This is a genomic window from Ensifer sp. SL37 (genome assembly GCF_026672675.1).
GTDB lineage: Bacteria > Pseudomonadota > Alphaproteobacteria > Rhizobiales > Rhizobiaceae > Ensifer > Ensifer adhaerens.
Map to the genome: position 1 here is coordinate 206679 of NZ_JAPPRN010000007.1, position 15052 is coordinate 221730.

Annotated in this window: 11 protein-coding genes and 3 pseudogenes; 6 read left to right on the forward strand and 8 right to left on the reverse strand. The window is 61.1% G+C overall.

Annotated elements, in window-relative coordinates; genetic code table 11:
* Nucleotides 1–262: 262 nt before the first annotated feature.
* A pseudogene (locus OVA00_RS33050) lies at nt 263–395 on the forward strand (IS3 family transposase); the annotation flags it as partial.
* Nucleotides 396–549: 154 nt separating this feature from the next.
* A pseudogene (locus tag OVA00_RS33055) lies at nt 550–1153 on the forward strand (VIT1/CCC1 transporter family protein); the annotation flags it as partial.
* Between the two features lie 78 nt (nt 1154–1231).
* On the opposite strand, the gene OVA00_RS33060 reads toward OVA00_RS33055, so the two are convergent.
* The 4 genes from OVA00_RS33060 to OVA00_RS33080 form a co-directional block, all read right to left on the reverse strand.
* Nucleotides 1232–1621, reverse strand: coding sequence for a DUF302 domain-containing protein (locus OVA00_RS33060; RefSeq protein WP_112773090.1), 390 nt, complete (start codon nt 1619–1621; stop codon nt 1232–1234).
* Nucleotides 1622–1905: 284 nt separating this feature from the next.
* Complete coding sequence (gene arsA / locus OVA00_RS33065) at nt 1906–3675, reverse strand: arsenical pump-driving ATPase (RefSeq protein WP_268090485.1); 1770 nt, start codon at nt 3673–3675, stop codon at nt 1906–1908.
* A 794-nt stretch (nt 3676–4469) separates the two neighbouring features.
* A complete protein-coding gene (locus OVA00_RS33075) occupies nt 4470–5804 on the reverse strand; it encodes a GAF domain-containing protein (protein WP_268090486.1) in 1335 nt (444 codons plus the stop codon).
* The gene (locus tag OVA00_RS33080; protein WP_112773089.1) at nt 5801–6271 is read right to left on the reverse strand and encodes a hypothetical protein; all 471 of its coding nucleotides are present in this window, start codon (nt 6269–6271) and stop codon (nt 5801–5803) included. The genes OVA00_RS33075 and OVA00_RS33080 overlap by 4 nt, the downstream gene beginning before the upstream one ends.
* Nucleotides 6272–6409: 138 nt before the next feature.
* On the opposite strand from OVA00_RS33080, the gene OVA00_RS33085 reads away from it, so the two are divergent.
* Nucleotides 6410–7954 (forward strand): flavin-containing monooxygenase, encoded by a 1545-nt coding sequence (locus tag OVA00_RS33085; protein ID WP_112773088.1) that lies wholly within the window; start codon nt 6410–6412, stop codon nt 7952–7954.
* Nucleotides 7955–8011: 57 nt separating this feature from the next.
* On the opposite strand, the gene OVA00_RS33090 is transcribed toward OVA00_RS33085, so the two are convergent.
* The 4 genes and pseudogenes from OVA00_RS33090 to OVA00_RS33105 all read right to left on the reverse strand — a co-directional run.
* Nucleotides 8012–8440 carry a hypothetical protein gene (locus OVA00_RS33090; RefSeq protein ID WP_181529639.1) on the reverse strand — a complete coding sequence of 143 codons (429 nt, stop codon included), beginning with the start codon at nt 8438–8440 and terminating at the stop codon, nt 8012–8014.
* A 212-nt stretch (nt 8441–8652) separates the two neighbouring features.
* A complete protein-coding gene (locus OVA00_RS33095) occupies nt 8653–9408 on the reverse strand; it encodes an SDR family NAD(P)-dependent oxidoreductase (protein ID WP_112773087.1) in 756 nt (251 codons plus the stop codon).
* A 166-nt stretch (nt 9409–9574) separates the two neighbouring features.
* Nucleotides 9575–10516, reverse strand: a complete 942-nt coding sequence (locus tag OVA00_RS33100) for a LysR family transcriptional regulator (RefSeq protein WP_268090488.1) — start codon at nt 10514–10516, stop codon at nt 9575–9577.
* Between the two features lie 312 nt (nt 10517–10828).
* Nucleotides 10829–10951, reverse strand: a pseudogene (locus tag OVA00_RS33105) (DUF2277 domain-containing protein); the annotation flags it as partial.
* 150 nt (nt 10952–11101) lie between these two features.
* On the opposite strand from OVA00_RS33105, the gene OVA00_RS33110 reads away from it, so the two are divergent.
* The 3 genes from OVA00_RS33110 to OVA00_RS33120 all read left to right on the forward strand — a co-directional run bounded on the left by OVA00_RS33110 (nt 11102) and on the right by OVA00_RS33120 (nt 14973).
* Entirely contained in the window at nt 11102–12061 is a 960-nt protein-coding gene (locus tag OVA00_RS33110; protein ID WP_112773085.1) for an AraC family transcriptional regulator, read from the forward strand.
* 233 nt (nt 12062–12294) lie between these two features.
* Nucleotides 12295–12753 (forward strand): (2Fe-2S)-binding protein, encoded by a 459-nt coding sequence (locus OVA00_RS33115; RefSeq protein ID WP_112773084.1) that lies wholly within the window; start codon nt 12295–12297, stop codon nt 12751–12753.
* Nucleotides 12754–12756: 3 nt separating this feature from the next.
* On the forward strand, nt 12757–14973 hold the full coding sequence (locus OVA00_RS33120) for a xanthine dehydrogenase family protein molybdopterin-binding subunit (protein ID WP_268090489.1): 2217 nt from the start codon (nt 12757–12759) through the stop codon (nt 14971–14973).
* Nucleotides 14974–15052: the final 79 nt, after the last annotated feature.

Sequence of the window (15052 nt, forward strand, 5' to 3'; positions counted from 1 at the left end):
AATTTTAGATCACGCTAATTTACAGCGAATGGAGCAATTTGGCATGTAGTCATTCCGAGCTAGCACGGATGGTCAATCGCTATGTTGTCTCGCGCCCCTTGCCGCTCCCCTTGATGTCGTTTGGCACCTCTGTGGTTGCCGCCCGTTTGGAGAGGAGTTCCTGACCTTTCTTGCCGTGTGATCGAGTGCGGTCTTCTGTCAGGCCTTTCACGCTTGCAATGGCCGCCGGCCGGTGTGGTGATCTGCGGAGTGGGTCCAAATCTTAACGAGCCGCCAAACCACCAATGTCGTTCTACAGGCTCTGCTTATGGCCATGTGGCGACGCAAGCCGAAGGAAAAGGTGCTGATCCACTCGGACCAGGGCTCGCATTTCACCAGCATGGACTGGGCCTCGTTAGTGATTGAGAGTTCGTCGCACGGCTTCAAAAAGAATCGACTCCCACCGGGCATGTGTCTTGATCAGAGTCAATCCGGTCCAGGCATGGCGTGGTAGTGTGCTATCGTCAGATCTGTCCTGCCCGGATAGTCGCGGTCGACTACGAACTCGTGACCGCAAGCCTGATCATGGGCGTCGCCACGGCATCTGCCGATACCCAGCAAATCCTGGTGGCTGGTGTCGCCGGTCTCGTCGCCGGCGCAATGTCCATGGCAGCCGGGGAATGCGTTTCGGTGAGTTCGAAGGCGGACACCGAGCAGGCCGATCTGGCGCGGGAACGGATTGAACTGCAGACAACACCAGAAGCCGAGCTTGAGGAACTGACACAACTATACGTGAAGCGTGGCCTCACCCACGAACTGGCAGGACAGGTTGCGGTGCAATTAACTGCCAACGACGCCCTCGACGCGCATTCCCGCGACGAACTCGGCATCGTCGAGCACATGGCTGCCCGACCGATCGAGGCGGCAGTGACTTCGGCTGCCACCTTCGCGATCGGAGCCGCAATGCCCCTGCTCATGGTCGACCTTTCGCCCGCTTCGATGCTGATCTTCGAGGTCTCGATAGCTTCGTTGCTGTTTCTCGCGCTGCTTTGCGAAGTTGGCGCGAAGCCAGGCGGCGCACATGTCCTCAAAGCCACTGCTCGCGTCACCTTCTGGGGGGGCATTCGCGATGGCGTTGACCGCAGGCATCGGGGCACTGGTGGGGACTGCGGTCTTAGGTAGCGGCCTCTGCCCAGACCTATTAGCTCGGCAGGGTCACCATTGTTACGGCAAATACGGATTCTGTCCGCTCTCAAATATCCGCGACGACATCTTCGAGCATCGACCGAACCTTGCCGGCCAGACCCTTCAGCGTGTCGTTATCGATTGCTTGCATCGAGGCGACTGGATCGATAGCGCTCACCATGATGCTTCCCCCATTGATGGCCCGCACAATCACATTGCACGGCAACATGGCCCCGATTCTCGGTTCCAGCTTCATCGCCTCGTGGGCCATCTGCGGATTACAGGCTCCAAGTATGAGGTAGTCCTCGACGTCGGCGTCGAGCTTGTTCTTCATCGTCGACTTGACATCGATTTCGGTCAGGATCCCAAAACCGTGCTTGGAGAGTGCGGATTTTGTCCGGCTGACAGCGTCTTCGAAACTGGCACCTGACAGCGATTTGTCGAGCGTATAGGGCATAGCGGGTCTCCTCAGCCGAGTGCCACCATATCAGTCGGACAGACTTAAATTATGATCCAGATCGACTCGAATGACTTGGGCAATTGGCGGTATCAAGCGAAATGGGTCTGCCCATGGAACGGGTTTGGGGCTTGGGATCAGCCAAAGACGCAATCGGAAATCGCTTCCGCCTTGCAACAGAAAGTGGTTGTTGAGTTTGGAAAGGGCAGGCTAGGTCGATTGGCTTAATCCTCATTATTCTTCTCGTCTTGTTCGGCGGGAGGCCTCTCAGGCCGCTTTGACGGCTATGGGCATGGCGGAGAGAGCCGTTTCAAGGCTTCGATGCCAACCGGGGGAACAGCCTGGAACGGCAGAATATAGGCTCGTTTCGCCAGGTTGCGTCTGATCCGGTCGATTTGGACCTGTTCCCCCGCAAGGCGCGACTGCAGAACCGGATCTTGCGTGCCACTGGCCGCCATGGTCCTGTTGATCACCCAGCCGTAAGGCTCAATCTTTGCACGCCGCAGGTCTTCCTGCAGCATCGCCGCTTCGGAGACTGGCGTCGTTTCCGCAAGGGAAACGAGGATGACGCGGGTATAGTCCGGGTCCTGAAGGCGCATCAGTGGCGTGACTATCCGGCCAGGCCCGACTGCCTCCATCTGTCGCGTCATCTGGCGATGATAGGCTCCCGTCGCATCCAGCAGGAGAAGCGTGTGCCCCGTCGGAGCGGTGTCGATGACCACAAAGGCGTCGCGGGCCTCTGCCACGATCCGTGAGAAGGCGCGGAAGACAGCGACTTCCTCCGTGCAGGGAGATTCAAGGTCTTCCCGGAGCAGCGCCTTGCCTTCCTCGTCGAGATCGCGTCCGCGTGAGGACATGATCTTCTCGATATAGCGTTTGGTCTCGGCAGCCGGATCAATCCTGTCGACCGTCAGACCGCACATATGCCCCTCGACAACGAACGACAGGTGAGCCGCCGGATCAGTGGTCGTCAAATGCACGGCATGGCCGCGTTCGACCAGGCCGACCGCAAGGGCCGCAGCGACCGTCGTCTTCCCGACGCCGCCCTTTCCCATCACCATCACCAGGCCCTTGCGGCCACCGGCGATCTCGTCAATCAATTTCGCAAGCGACGGCAGGGTGGTCTGGGCGGCTGCCACCGGTTTCTGGACGGTCGACGCCTGTGACTGAGGTGCGAACAAGGCACGCAGTGCATCGAGACCCACCGTGTCGAAGGGAAGCATCGGAAACTCGTCGCTCGGCAGCCGGGACAGTTCAACCGGCATCGTCGAGAGCGCGCCACTTTGTGCTCGCTCAATCCCGACTGCGATTGGATCGTCTCTTTTCGTAGCGCGGAACCGCCCATTGATCGCAAGCAATTGGTTTTTCAGCCCAAGGGCCGCCAGTTCTCCTGATGTGCGTGAAGCCTCCCGAAGGGCACTCCTGTCCGGACGGGCGACCAAGACTATCCGGGTGCGCTTCTCATCTCCCAGGCATGCGAGTGCTTTCTGGAACCGCGCCTCCTGCATCTTCAGGCCGGAATGCGGACCCAGGCACGATGCGCCGCGATCATTTTCCTCGAGAAAACCCGTCCATGCCTTCGGAAGACTGAGAAGCCGCAACGTGTGACCCGTGGGGGCGGTGTCGAAAATGATATGGTCCACCGTCGACATGTCGTCTGCAAGGAGCCCGACGAAGGCGTCGAAGGCGGCTATCTCCGTTGTGCAGGCTCCGGAAAGTTGTTCCCGGACCGTGTTCCTTTCTCTCTCGGAGGCGTTGGCTGCCATCTGTGCCAATACACGATCGCGATAGTCTTCAGCGGCGGCTTCCGGATTGATGTTCATGGCGTAGAGGCCGGGCACGGATGGGACTGGGGTGGGGATATCACGCAGCGGCGTCGCCAGCATCTCGTCCAGATTGGAGGCGGGGTCAGTGCTGACCAGCAGCACCCGCTTTCCGCCGTCGCAGAGCGTGATCGCGCTCGCACAGCTTAGAGACGTCTTGCCGACCCCGCCCTTACCCGTGAAAAACAGGTACCGCGTCGGGTTGGTCAACATTTGCAGGGTCTGGGTCATGATGATCTCACTTTCAGACGAGCTTAAGAGATAGAGGCCGAACCATCCTTGATCGACCTCAATCAATATGACTGAGGCTTAGCTCTTTCGCACACCATACTCTGTGACACGGGATCCGTGCGCGTCCGCAACAGGCATGACCGCTAGTGGCGCGCAGGAGACATGACGCCGATGCGGAGCTAGTCTGCTTAAGGGCTAGCGTGATGGCGACCTCTACGACGGACATAAGCCGCAAGCCTGCCGTCTCCGCGCAACGAATTGACAGTCCGCTTCGTGCCGAACGTAACCGCTCATCACGAGCCTTGGCCTGTTGCTAGGTTGTTCACGCTCGGGCACGAACCCGATGGCTAGGGCGGCGGCAGCAAGCACCGGATCGAGTTCCTGAGCTAGTCAGCCCGTCAATCAGCTCCGGCAGATCCTCATGCCGCGCGCTGCCATGATCAGGTATGGCGGTCCCAGAATTGCGGTCGAGCTCGCCGACGACCCGCCTCGGTTCGCGGTCCCAAATACACGTAATGCGCGTCGCCGATGACTATGCGTTGCAGGCGCTCCAGCTCCGCGCGGTCTGCAATGCCGTGAGTTTCAATACCCGCTCGTGAAAATCGGTTTCAGCGGAAACACTTGATGAAAACTGGTACTTTGCAACTTCAGGCTACGACCGGGTCAAGTAGTGACATGAAGTCCCGGCAATCACCGGTACTAAGGTTCGAACCTGTTCAACGCGAGGAGGGGTTTCAAGGTTTGTTTCTTGTGGGGACCGGGGAAGGGCATGTCGAAAAACGTCGCGAAGAGCCTCATGCGCCTTCCCGGCTCAGGCGCACACGCCCCTCTACCCCAAACCCAATCCGCCCGCGTCCGAGGCGGATGAGACGGATCGGCAGCCGCTTTTCTTCGAGCCGGCGCCGCAAGAGCAGTAGCCGTGTTTCGAGGTTGTCTTTGAAATCCGGCAGGCGCAGCCCACTGTCCAGGCGAATTTCCCTGTTCGTAAATTCGTTGCGTCCGCTCGTGAGATGTTGGTCCAGCATGAAAGCGAGCAAGCGCCCGGCCACGCCTTTGATGACATAGTTCCCGTCGATGAAGATACTGTCGTCGAAGCGGTGATGTACGACGTGAATGGTCCTGTCGGTAGCCGGCGAAAGCTGCGCCGCACGACGGCCCACTTCCACCTCCTCGGAATTCCGCTCGCTGAAGGCGAGCGCCAGCGCCGCCTGCCGGGCGATGATCGACAGTGCCGCCTCGTCGGCCCTAGTGAATGCAAGTCGCGCGCGGCTTTCGAAGAACAAGGCACCACGAACGACGCCGGCGACGATGAGCGGCACTGCGATCTGGCTCATCGCATCCGGCATTCCGGGCAGCACGATCGACCGGGTGCGGTTCTCATCGCTCGATGAGTTGCGCACCGCTGCGTTGAGGCGACGAACGCGGCTCATGTCGCTGACTTTGACGATGCTGCTGCTTTTTGCCGCCGCACCGATGACACTTTGGCCGAGTTCAACGTCCGAGCCGATACCGGATGGCGCATAGCCCAGGCTGCCGATCGTGACGAGCTGGCGCCGCTCCTCGTAGAGCTGGAGGAACAGGCCGTGCTCGAAGCCGAGCCAGGATCGGATGCCGCCGAGCGTCGCATCGACGATGCCGGCGGCATCGCTTTCAGCGGCGATCATTTCGATGACGCGGGCCGTCGCCAGCAGGCGATCGCGCGCGGGCGAGGGGTTCCGTTCGGGCTCAATCGTCGATCGGATGCTTTCAATCCTGAGCACTCGGAAGACATCGAGGCCGCGCAGCCGCATGATGCCCGCCATGCCGACCTGGGCACTAGTGGCGTCGAGGTGCCGCGACAGTTGCTCAAACAGCGGCCCGTCGTCGAGCGAATAGGCAAAGGCAAGGTCCAGGCGGAACTGGGCTCCGTTTCGCGCATCCACGGCAACCAGCGCCGCCTGCGGGTTGAGTCGGATGTTTGCCGATGTCTTGGCGAAGAACTGGTTCGAGAGCGCGACATGATCGCCGTCCACCATGGCGACATGCGAAAGATAGGAGATGTTCGGAACGCCATTGCCGTCGGCGGTAGCAATGATCGACGGCACGACTCCTTCGAAGCAAGCCTCGAGATTGAGAAGGCCGAGCGTCACGTAGCCGCGCTCCAAACCCTGGTGCCGGCAAGGGCGCCGGGCGTCTGCAGGAAGATCTCTGCCACCGCGATGCTAACAAGAAGCGGGTCGCGGTTGGACAGCCACGGGGCGATGATCTCTGCGGCAACTCCTAGCCGCATCAGCGTGGATTCCATATCGACGAGATAACGGCTGGAGCGTTCGATCTCCTCGGCTTGCGCGGCGCGGAGTGTCGCCTCGCCCTTGATCTGATAGGAGACGTAATCCGCCGGCCGCGAAAAAGTGATGGCAACACGTCCGTTTGTCTTGAGATTGGCCACGGTTCCCGGCCATTGCCAGCCCGACAGCACCAGGTGGATCACGCGTCGGTCGTCAGACGCCCAGGCCCCCGCCCCGCGCCCGATTTCGGGTTTCAACGCCTCATCGGCCGTCCCGACGATCTGCATCACCGGGCTTTCTATGAAGCGGGCCAAGTTTTCGTCGATCATCGGTATTGGTCTCCCTTGGCTTGACCCTTACAGCAATTAGGCAAGTTTTAGGATTCCCGCTTCGCCGCTTAAGAAGCTTTTAGGAAACGACCTCCCGCGAGCCGGCTAAAGAAAGCGGCAGCAAGCAGGAGGCCCGACATGCAAGACAATCGCCCAGTAAGAATGCCCGAAAACGCCGTCGCCGTGATCGGCGGCGGTCCCGGTGGCCTTGTCGCGAGCCGGTGGCTCAGCGCCCACGGCCTGGTGCCGACAATCATTGAAGCGGCCCCACGCCTCGGCGGCCAGTGGAATTCCGCATCCGCCACCAGCGCAACCTGGCCTGGCATGCGAACGAACACAAGCCGCATTACGACGGCGTTTTCCGACTTGAACCATGCGCCGGGCACTCCCGCCTATGTCCGGCAGGAGGAGATGCTGAATTACCTGGAACGCTACGCCTTTACTTTCGGCCTGCTGCCGCATCTGCGCCTCGGCAACCGGGTGGAGCGGCTCGAGCGGTCGGCGGAAGGGGGCTGGCTCATCCGCTCGGCTTCCGATGAAACGACGCGGGCTGAGATCTTCCGGCAGGTAATCGTGGCGACCGGCCGCCACAATCTTCCGCACGTGCCGGAACTCGCCGGTCTCAAGTCCTTTGACGGCGCGCTCGGGGTTGCGCACACCGCACAATATGCCGGTGCGGAGCGATATCGCGGACGAAAGGTCGTCGTGGCCGGTTGCTCCATCAGCGCGCTCGAAATTGCCTCTGACCTAGCATTCGGCGGCGCGACGGAAGTGGTTTCGACCAACCATCGTCAACGCTACGTCCTGCCGAAGATAATTGCGGGGGTCCCGACCGACCATGTGATGTTCACCCGCGCGGCAGCCCTTCTTGGGGAGGTCCTCCCCCCGGAAGAACTGGGGGCGGGCATGAAGTCCACCGTCGTGAAGGCCGCCGGTCGGCCGGACCAGTTCGGTGCACCGGCGGCAGCCGAGAGCATCTTCGCGGCCGGCATTTCACAATCGCAGAACTTTCTTCCGGCGGTGGCGGAGGGTCGGATCGCGGTGCGCCCCTGGATCGAAAGCCTCGAAGGCCGAACGGTCCGCTTCTCGGACGGTTCGGCCTTCGAGGCGGATGGCCTGCTGTTCGGTACCGGCTATCGTCTGTCCCTCCCCTGGCTAAGCAGGGAGATCTCCGAGACGATCGGCCACGATGGTAACCATCTCGACCTCCATGACCACACGTTCCACCCGGACCTTCCGAGGCTCGCCTTCCTCGGTCTTTACGACCTCATCGGCCCCTATTTTCCGGTCCTCGAACTGCAGGCGCGTTGGATCGCCTATTGCTTTGCAGGGCGACAGCCCTTGCCCTCAATAGAGACGATGTGGGCGGGCGTCGAGAAGGTCCGAGCGGTGCGCTCCGGCCAGCCGAGCCTGCCGATGCACGTCGCCGCCTTGATGTTCGCGCGCAATGCAGGCGTCGAGCCAGATCTCGCCGCGTGGCCGGAACTCCAGCGCCCGCTTTTGTTCGGGCCGCTGTCACCGGTCTCATTCCGGCTCGAGGGCCCCGATGCAGATCTGGGCGCATCCGCCAAGATCTGGGCTGCCGCGGCCGCTTTCGGCGCAATCCAGGACGGCTGCTTCACGTCAGAGGAGGAGTTGGTGCGCCGGCTCGTCGGCTCGCGCATGACGCGAACAGCAGCCTGACAAGAGCGGCGGCGAGGTGACCTTCTATCGAGCAATCGTTGCTCTCGTTATGCGCTTCTAAAGTAGTGTAATGGGCGGAAACCGTCCCTGCAGGTTTGAAGGGCCGGTGGTCGGGAATACTCCAGCGTGTGTGTGGTGGATGCGGATGGCCGGATCGTCCGGGAAGCGAAGATCCTCAGCGAATCCGAAGCGCTGATCGCCTAGTTCGGCGCTCACGATGGAGAGCATTCGTCTGGAGCCCGTCCCCCTGCCGCTGGGGCTGCATTCCGGGATGGTGAAAGCAGGTCTTTCATCGAGCTGATCGCGACACGCCAAGTGCGTGCCGCCTTCAAGACAACGCCGGTCAAGATCAACAAGAAGGACGCCCGGGGTATTGCGCAGTTGATGCGGCTTGGCTGATTCAGACCGCTCCACTGCAAATCCCTGGCCGCCCAGGAGGTGCGTGCGCTGCTTACTGCCCGCAAGCTCATTCAGGGCAAGCTTCACGACATCGAGAGGAGAATCCGGGGCAAGCGAGCGGCGATGTCTGGATTTGCTCAGCCTGGATCTTCTGGATTTCAGCTCTCGTGCTTCAACGGGTCACTTGCTCGCAGGAGGAAAGCAGGACCGCCCCATCTTGCCGGGCTTCTCGACAAGTGCGGCAGCCTTGCCAACATTCGCGAGGTCGAACGGCTGCTCGACCGGAAAGAGCTCGGGCTTTAGACTTGGGCCTGGCCGCCGTCGGCGAAGAGCTCGGCGCCGTTGACGAAGCTCGCATCATCGGAAGTCAGGAAAAGGGTCGCCTTGGCGATCTCCTCGGATTCGCCGACGCGGCCGAGCGGGATGCGCGAGGCGAGATAGTCGAGCAGGCCCTGCTGCTGTTCCTTGTCTTCACCGGCGAGCTCGACGAGGCCCGGGGTGCGTGTCGCGCCGGGCGAGACGACGTTGACGCGGATGCCGGTACCTTTCAGGTCAAGCGCCCAGGAGCGCGCCAGGTTGCGGACGGCGGCCTTGGAAGCGGAGTAGACGGAGAAGGCAGCCGTACCTTCGGTGCCGGCGGTCGAGCCGGTCAGCACGACCGACGAGCCCCTGCCCAAAAGCGGAAGCGCCTTCTGGACCGTGAAGATAACGGCCTTCACATTGCGGCCGAAGGTGTCTTCGACCTGTTCCTCTGTGATCTGGCCCAGCGGAAGCATGCTGCCGCCACCGGCGTTGACGACGAGGGCGTCAAGGCGCCCCTGTTCCGTCTTTACCTGGGCGAACAGCTTGTCGAGATCTTCGTTGCTCGAGGAGTCGGCCTGTACGCCGACCGCGCCATGGCCGATCTCAGCGACTGCGTTGTCGAGCGCATCGATGCGCCTGCCGGTGATATAGACGCGTGCGCCCTCGGCGGCGAAAAGCTTGGCAGTCGAAAGGCCGATGCCGCTGGTTGCTCCGGTGACGACGGCGATCTTGTTTTCAAGTCTCTTGGTCATTTTGCTTTCCTGATGCTGGGCGCACGAAAGGGGTCAGCCCGGATGCGCGGCCTGTTGAAATTCTGAAACTGTTCGGGAGGTGCGTGGGCTGTTGGTCTCGTCGCCGTCCGATGAGGAGAAGTTAGTTCGTCAGGCTAGCGGCAAGAAGCCGCTCAAGGTGGAGACATTATTCATGTGTATGGATGGTCTTCGTCGTCACATCGCGCCTAGCGTCGACGGCTTCGAATACCTTCGCCGCCCACTCTGTGAAGGCGCGCAGCCGCGGGTTTGGAAATCGATCGGCCGGGTAGACGAGGTGCAGCGGATGATTGTCCGGCCTCCAGTCAGGCAGAAGTTCGACCAGCGTCCCGCTCTCGAAATGCGGTCTTGCGAGGAACCCGAAGCTCTGTCCGATCCCCAGCCCGGCGAGCAGCGCGTTTAGATGCGCGGTGCTTTCATTGACCGAAATGCCATTGGAGGTTGGGACATAATCGGTTCGCTCTTCGCCGCGCTGAAACCGCAATGGAAATCTCTTTCCAGATGACGCGGAGAAGTAGCTGACGATACGATGACTCTCGATATCATCAGGCCGCTCCGGCAATCGGAGTCCATCCAGATAGGCGGGCGATGCGCAAATGACGTAATCCAGTTCGCATAGCTTGCGCGCCTTCATCGACGAGTCGCCGAGGGCTCCGCCGCGAATAACGCAATCGATCCCTTCACTGATGAGGTCGGCGGGGCGATCGCTGACACCGAGCATAAGGTCGATATCAGGATACTGGTGCTGAAAGTCGGCAAGCGCAGGGATGAGGATCTGGTTTGCCAGCACGGAGCCGATGTCAACGCGCAGCTTTCCCTTGGGCGCGCTGCGGGAACCGGCAACGGTGCCGTCCATGTCATCGAGATCGGCGAGCAGCTTCAGCGCGCGTTCGTGATAGGCGACACCCTCGGTGGTCTTCGTGACGGACCGTGTGGTGCGTTCCACCAGCTTCGTCCCGAGATGCGCCTCAAGATCCTGCACGAGCTTGCTGACCGAGGACCGGGGCAGGTTCAACGTGTCAGCCGCCTTGGCGAAGGAGCCGGCTTCGGCGACGCGCACAAATGTTCGAATAGCTAGTATTTGATCCACGGGCGGCCTGCAGACAGTGAAGGTAATGTTGTTCTACTTTTAGTCGGCGAGGAGTACTATGTACATTCTTGCTAACAGTGTGAAGATTAGCGCCGTTCAATGGGATGTCGAACTCAGGTGACTGAGAGTGTTCGTTCCGTTTTGACGAACCGAGGTTCATATCGCATCAAGGCGAGGGATGCGTAGTCGGCTTCCGCTGCGTCGCAGCGGCAAAGGCCGATCGTCTCGAACGGGCCGACTGCAGAAGATGGCCAAGGCTGACATGCGCCAACTTGAGACCTGGCTGAGATCTCCTGTACGTAACGGACTCTCTTACGCGAACCGGGATGCTGTTCTCGCGCGCGCCTTTGCCGCTACCTCCTCGCGATCGCGGAGAGGTTGAGAGGTCCCCAGTGATCCGAGCAGCTCGCGGGCGCATGCCGCGATCGAACTGACACGCGCTCGATCGCTGATCTGCTGGTTGATGCCCCTTCTGGCGCGGATGCTTCGCCGCGTGTTCCGGCACTGTGGTTGTCTAATCCTGTTGAGATCAACGTAATATGATAAGAAGCCAACTTGACGGGCGGGTCGGAGGACAGTCAAGGCATGGCGAGCAAGACGATTATGCAGCAACGCGACCTGCGCGAGGAAACCGCGCCCATTCGGGCGCGAATTCTCGACATGCTCTCGCAACTGCCATGGGACGGCGTTCGCTACGGCCACCCTGTTCCGGAGCTTTCGCTCTATCGCATCATCGAGCCAGCGGGCCCGTTTTCCAGCGTCTCCGAACCAAGCGTGGCGCTCATCATTAAGGGAAGCAAGCGTATCCATGTCGGTAACGAAATGCTCGTTTACGATGAATCCTGCTTCTTCATGACCGCCATCGGCTTGCCGATGACCGGCCAGATCTGCGAGGCGAGCGAGAGCGAGCCCTATGTGGCAGCCACGCTACGCCTTGATCTCGAAAAGCTGCGTCGAATCATTGCCAATTACGACATCCAGCCACTTGATGCAGCCGGACGCGATCTCGGCGTCGCGGTTGGCGCCGCCACACCGGAGCTGTTCGACGCCTTATTGCGACTGATCTCGCTCGCGAACACGCCAGCGGACATCCCGTTCCTGGCCAATCAAATCCAGAGCGAGATACTCTATCGGCTGCTCACCGGCGAGCAAGGTGCGCGGCTCAGGCGTTTCGCGCTCGCTGGCACGAACAGTAACCGGGTGGCAAAGGCCGTCGCATGGCTGAAAGAAAACTATGCCCGGCCGCTTCGTGTAGAAGAACTCGCGGAGATTGCCAACATGGGGATATCCACGTTGCACCACCATTTCCGCGCCATGACAGCCATGAGCCCACTGCAGTTCCAGAAGCACTTACGGCTGCATCATGCGCGGGAACTGATGCTTTCGGAATCGCTTGACGCCGCTACAGCCGCGCTGCGCGTCGGCTACCAAAGCCAGACACAGTTCAACAGGGAATATCGACGCGCCTTCGGTCATCCGCCGCTCAGAGACATCAAGGCAATCCTCAGCGCCAGCGACCCGAAAAGACGCGACTCTATCGGTTGACGGGCTGCCGAATAGAAGTGGAGCGCACCGTTGGTGCGCTGGCGCATCTTTTGTCATGATCACAATTTCGTCAGGACAAGAGGAATAGGCAATAATCTGGCAGGATCGAACCTACCAGCATGTAGGATGGTCTTCTAAGGTGCAGCCGTGGTCTGGCGAAGGGCCGCGGCGCGTGAAGCGGGGTTTCCGGATAAGCATCCCGAGACCACGCGCCCGAACGCGAGGAGAGTATCATGGCAATCGTAACGATCAACGGCGTCGAACACACGGTCGAGGCCGAGGCGGATATGCCGCTTCTTTGGGTGATCCGTGATCTGGTTGGACTAACAGGGACGAAGTTCGGCTGTGGCATGGCGCAGTGTGGTGCCTGCACGGTCTATGTCGACGGTTCGCCGGTTCGGTCTTGTCAGACCTTGGTCGGTGACATCGAAGGCGCAAAAGTGACGACCATCGAGGGCCTCGAGGGAAAGGTCGCGGAAACGGTTCAGGCTGTCTGGGCCGATCTCGACGTCCCGCAGTGCGGCTACTGCCAATCCGGGCAGATCATGTCGGCGACGGACCTGCTGGCGAACAATCCGAAGCCGAGCGATGGGGACATCGACACGGCCATGTCGGGCAACCTGTGTCGTTGCGCCACCTATCAGCGAATCCGAGCCGGCATTCACGAAGCCGCAAAGCGTCTGGAGGCTTGAGCCATGCTGCCCAAACTCATGCAATCGGTTTTCCTCCCCGCCGCCAAAGCGCAGGCATCGCGGCGACAGTTTCTCATTGGTGCCCTTGCTGCAGGTACTGGTATGGCCGTCGGCTTTCGCCTCCTGTCCGCGTCCCCGGCGGAAGCGGGCGAGACAGCGACGGCCAGCGCTTCACATGCCTTTTCCCCCTACGTGACAATCGACGGCGATGGAAAAGTGACCGTACTTTCGTCGCAGTTCGAGATGGGCCAGGGCTCCTATAACGGTATTGCCACATTGGTGGCGGAAGAACTCGATGCCGACTGGTCGACGATCGAAGTGAAGGGGGCCGCCGGCGATGTGAAGGCCTATGGCAACATCGCCTTTGGAGGTGCCTTTCAGGGCACCGGCGGGTCCACGTCGATGGCGTCCTCCTGGGAGCGCTATCGCAAGGCGGGTGCCGCGGCCCGCTCCATGCTGGTCGCCGCCGCTGCCTCCGAATGGGGCGTTGCCGCGGCAGAGATCACCGTCGAGAACGGCGTTCTTGCCCATCCGTCAGGCAAGAGCACCGGTTTCGGTGTCTTCGCCGCAAAGGCGGCGACAATGCCGGTGCCCACGGACGTGGTACTTAAGCAACCGAGCGACTGGAAGCTGATCGGCAATGCCAGACTGAAGCGCTTCGACAGCGCCCGTAAGGCAAACGGGACGGAGCAGTACACGATCGACATCAAGCTTCCCGGCATGCTGACCGCCGTGATGATCCATCCGCCGCTGTTTGGAGCGAAGGTAAAGTCCTTCGACGCATCGTCCGCGCGCACCGTCAAGGGGGTGGTGGACGTCGTCGAAACGCCTCGGGGCGTTGCCGTCGTCGGCGAAAACATGTGGGCGGCGATCAAGGGCCGTGAGGAGGTCACCGTCAGTTGGGACGAAACGGCGGCGGAAAAGCGCGGCACGGCCGAGCTCATGTCTGCCTATCGGAACCTTGCGAAGAAGACGCCGGCCGCGCTCGCTCGCAACGATGGCGATGCTGGGACAGCCTTCGCCGGCGCAACGAAGGTCATTGAGACAAATTTTGAGTTCCCCTATCTCGCGCATGCCGCGATGGAACCGCTGAATGCAGTGGCGCGCATGAACGAGAACGGCACGCTCGAGGTTTGGGGTGGGCATCAGTTCCCGGACGTATACCAGATGCTTGTCGGCCAGGTGGCCGGGATTGCCCCCGAAAAGGTACGCCTCAATGTAATGAAGACCGGCGGCAGTTTTGGCCGGCGGGCCGTGTTCGACGGTGACGTCGTCGTCGAGGCGGTGCATGTGGCCAAGGCCCTCGGTTTCCGCGCGCCGGTAAAGGTGCAGTGGACTCGGGAGGACGACATGCGCGCGGGTCGCTATCGACCCGCGTATGTGCATAGCCTCAAGGCCGGCATCGACGAGAACGGAAAGCTCGTTGCATGGAGCAACCACATCGTCGGTCAGTCCATCATGGCGAAGACTGCGTTCGATGGAATGGTCAAGAATGGGGTCGACCCGACCTCGGTCGAAGGGGCCAACAATCTGCCCTATGCCATTCCAAACCAGACGGTGGGTTTGACCACCACTGAGGCCGGCGTTCCGGTTCTGTGGTGGCGCTCCGTCGGCTCGACCCATACGGCCTTCGCAGCTGAAACCTTCCTGGACGAGGTCGCCGAGACGGCGGGACGAGATCCGATCGAATTCCGTCTTTCGATGCTTGAGCCGCAGTCGCGTCACGCGACCGTCCTCAAGCTGGCGGCGGAAAAGGCGGATTGGCAGAAGCCCTTGCCGGAGGGGCGCTTCCGAGGCGTTGCCATCGCCGAGAGCTTCGGCTCCGTTGTGGCCGAGATCGCCGAGGTTTCGACTGACGCAAATAGCCAGATTAAGGTCGAGCGCGTCGTAGTCGCTGTCGATTGCGGTCTGGCGATCAATCCGGACCAGGTCCGCGCCCAGGTGGAGGGCGGAATCGGCTTTGGGTTGGGTGCGATACTCGGCGAGGAGATCACGCTGACGGACGGCAAGGTCGATCAGAGCAATTTCGACCTTTACACGCCCCTCAGAATTGATGCGATGCCAAAGGTCGAAGTTCACATCGTCGCCTCCGCCAATCCGCCCTCCGGCATAGGCGAGCCCGGCGTTCCGCCCATCGGCCCCGCAGTCGCCAACGCCGCCTATCGGGCGCTCGGCAAGCGGATCCGCGTCATGCCATTCGTGAGATCGCTCAACACGTGAGCTCGCATGCCCCGGCCGGCCGCATGGCCGGTTGGGCATGCGGCCAGACCTTCGGCGGTTACGCGCGTGGCAGAAAACC

Excerpts from the sequence above, each read along its gene's own strand:
- OVA00_RS33095 (WP_112773087.1), bottom strand. The coding sequence starts at position 9,408 with ATGACCAAGAGACTTGAAAACAAGATCGCCGTCGTCACCGGAGCAACC.
- OVA00_RS33120 (WP_268090489.1), top strand. The coding sequence starts at position 12,757 with ATGCTGCCCAAACTCATGCAATCGGTTTTCCTCCCCGCCGCCAAAGCG.
- OVA00_RS33110 (WP_112773085.1), top strand. The coding sequence starts at position 11,102 with ATGGCGAGCAAGACGATTATGCAGCAACGCGACCTGCGCGAGGAAACC.
- arsA (WP_268090485.1), bottom strand. The coding sequence starts at position 3,675 with ATGACCCAGACCCTGCAAATGTTGACCAACCCGACGCGGTACCTGTTT.
- OVA00_RS33085 (WP_112773088.1), top strand. The coding sequence starts at position 6,410 with ATGCAAGACAATCGCCCAGTAAGAATGCCCGAAAACGCCGTCGCCGTG.
- OVA00_RS33060 (WP_112773090.1), bottom strand. The coding sequence starts at position 1,621 with ATGCCCTATACGCTCGACAAATCGCTGTCAGGTGCCAGTTTCGAAGAC.
- OVA00_RS33115 (WP_112773084.1), top strand. The coding sequence starts at position 12,295 with ATGGCAATCGTAACGATCAACGGCGTCGAACACACGGTCGAGGCCGAG.
- OVA00_RS33080 (WP_112773089.1), bottom strand. The coding sequence starts at position 6,271 with ATGATCGACGAAAACTTGGCCCGCTTCATAGAAAGCCCGGTGATGCAG.